The organism is Pseudomonas brassicae, from assembly GCF_010671725.1.
Lineage (GTDB): Bacteria > Pseudomonadota > Gammaproteobacteria > Pseudomonadales > Pseudomonadaceae > Aquipseudomonas > Aquipseudomonas brassicae.
Genome location: NZ_JAAHBU010000251.1, coordinates 1 through 1,993 on the forward strand (window position 1 = coordinate 1; position 1,993 = coordinate 1,993).

At 68.3% G+C, this 1,993-nt stretch carries 3 protein-coding genes; all 3 read right to left on the reverse strand.

Going from position 1 to position 1,993, the window contains the following annotated elements:
• Positions 1-999, reverse strand: a 999-nt coding sequence (locus G3436_RS28595; protein WP_338001276.1) for a TolC family protein, incomplete at its 3' end; no start/stop codon positions are given.
• Entirely contained in the window at positions 996-1,532 is a 537-nt protein-coding gene (locus tag G3436_RS28600) for a TolC family protein (RefSeq protein WP_338001277.1), read from the reverse strand. The genes G3436_RS28595 and G3436_RS28600, both read right to left, overlap by 4 nt.
• A gap of 163 nt (positions 1,533-1,695) precedes the next feature.
• Positions 1,696-1,993 (reverse strand): hypothetical protein (locus G3436_RS17140; RefSeq protein ID WP_163947251.1); only part of this gene is annotated, 298 nt, incomplete at its 5' end.

Genomic DNA, 1,993 nt, shown 5'->3' on the forward strand with positions numbered 1-1,993 from the left:
CGCCCAGCTGCGGCGCCTGCACCGCGCCGTTGGCCAGTGCCAGGCTGTTGCGGGCGATGGCCTGGGCCAGTTCGGCAACCGAATCGCCGGCCAGGCGCTCGGGCAGTGGGTCAAGGCCGGCGGCCTGGTAGATCGCCCCGTAGGCGGTCTGCAACTGGGCAAAGCTGCGGTCGCGCCGCGGGTGGCCAAGACTGTTTCGGTGCTGGTGCGCACTTGCTCCAGCACGGTTTGCGCGTCGCTGCGCACGGCGTTTTCGGTCTGCACCAGGATGCCGCGCTGGATCCGTTGCAGCTCGTTGGAACGCTCGAACAGCTGCACCGCCTGGTGATACTGCTGCCAGGCCACGTTGACCTGGGTCAGCACGGCCATGCGCAGTGCCTGGCGACGCACCTCGGCCAGCGCCTGGCGGGCTTCGCCGGTACGGCTGATGGCCGGGTAGCTGAGGACGCTGAACAAATTCCAGCTCACCTGCACGCCGGCATCGGCCCAGCTGTTGTTGGCGGTAAAGCTGTTGCTGTCGTAGTTGCCGCCGACGAACAGCGAGGCACCCGGCATCAGGCGCAGCAGCGCGGCGCGGGTCTCCAGCACCGCGTTGCGCGCCTGGTAGGTCTCTTCGCGTACTTCAGGGCGCTTGACCATGGCCATGGCCTCCAGGTCGCCCAGTGCGTAGGCCAGCTTGGGTTGCTGCAGTTGCTGCTCGGTGGGGGGCACCAGCTCGAAACGGGTGGCCGGTGGCAGGTTCATCAGGCCGGCCAGGCGCGCCTTGGCGGTGGCCAGTTCGCCGTCCACGGTCTCCAGCTGGCGCACCATCTCCAGCAGGCCCTTCTGGTAGCGCAGCGCCTCGACCGGGGCCAGCAGGCGCTGGCGTTCAGTCTGGCGGGCCTGCTCCAGGGCCTGGCGGGCATCTGCCAGGGCACGCTGCACCTGCGGCTGCAGGCGCTGCGCGGTGGCGGCTTCCCAGTAGGCACTGCGCACCTGCTGGATGATGTCGGCGATCACCCGGCGGCGCGCTCTTCGGCGGCCAGCACCTTGTTGGCCTGGGCCTTGGCGCCAAAGTAGCCGATCCCGAAGTCCAGCACGTTCCACGACAGTTGCAGGTCGGCGCTGTGGGTCGAGCGGTCCTGGCTGGTGGACGGTTCCAGCGACTGGCTGCCGGTGCGGATCGATTCGCTGGACGACGCCAGGGTGTTGTCACGCCCGCGCCAGCCGGCCCGTGCGGCCAGCTTGGGCAGCATGTCGTAGCGTTGCTGGTCGAGCAGGTTGTCTTCCAGCGCACGCTCCATCAGGCCCAGGCGCTGTTGCAGGTTGTACTTGACCGCGCGGGCCATGGCCTGGTCCAGGTCGATGGGCTGGCTGACCGGCTCCTGGTGGTCGAACATCGTGCTGCGGTCGCGGGTGGCCTGGGCCACCTGCTGGTCCAGGCTCAATGGCTCGGGCGTGATCGAGCAGGCGCTCAGACCCATGGCCATCAGGCCGACAGCGAGGTTCAACGGCAAGCCTTTGCGTGGGCCTGGCAGATGCTTCTTGATCACGTGATTTCCCTTGAACGAATGAAGTAAGGCGTACCGGCAGCGGTGCGGTCGACCCGACGCCGGCTAAGATAAGAATGATTCCCAATATCGGGCAATCCCGGGTTCATTAAGATTGCTTAATGCCGGCGCCTGCGGGCCGCTCGAAACCGGCGGCCCGCAGGGTTCAACGGCCCATCAGGCTGGCCAGCAGTGCCTGGCTGCGGGCCAGCAGGCCGCTGTTGCCGGTGGCACTCAACTGCTCGCTGAGGCCGCCGCTGGTGCTGCGGCTGTCAGCGCGTGTGTCGCTGGCCGCTTGCAGGCGCAGCGGCACGCGTACTTCGTGGCCATTGGCGTCGCGGGCCAGCAGTTGCAGTTGCAACTGCCCGAAGCGCGTCAGGTGGCGCGCCTCGACCTGCACCTGGCCCTGGCGCGCGTCGAAGCGCACCCAGGCAGGCAAGGGCAGGCCGTTGGCCAGGCGCAGG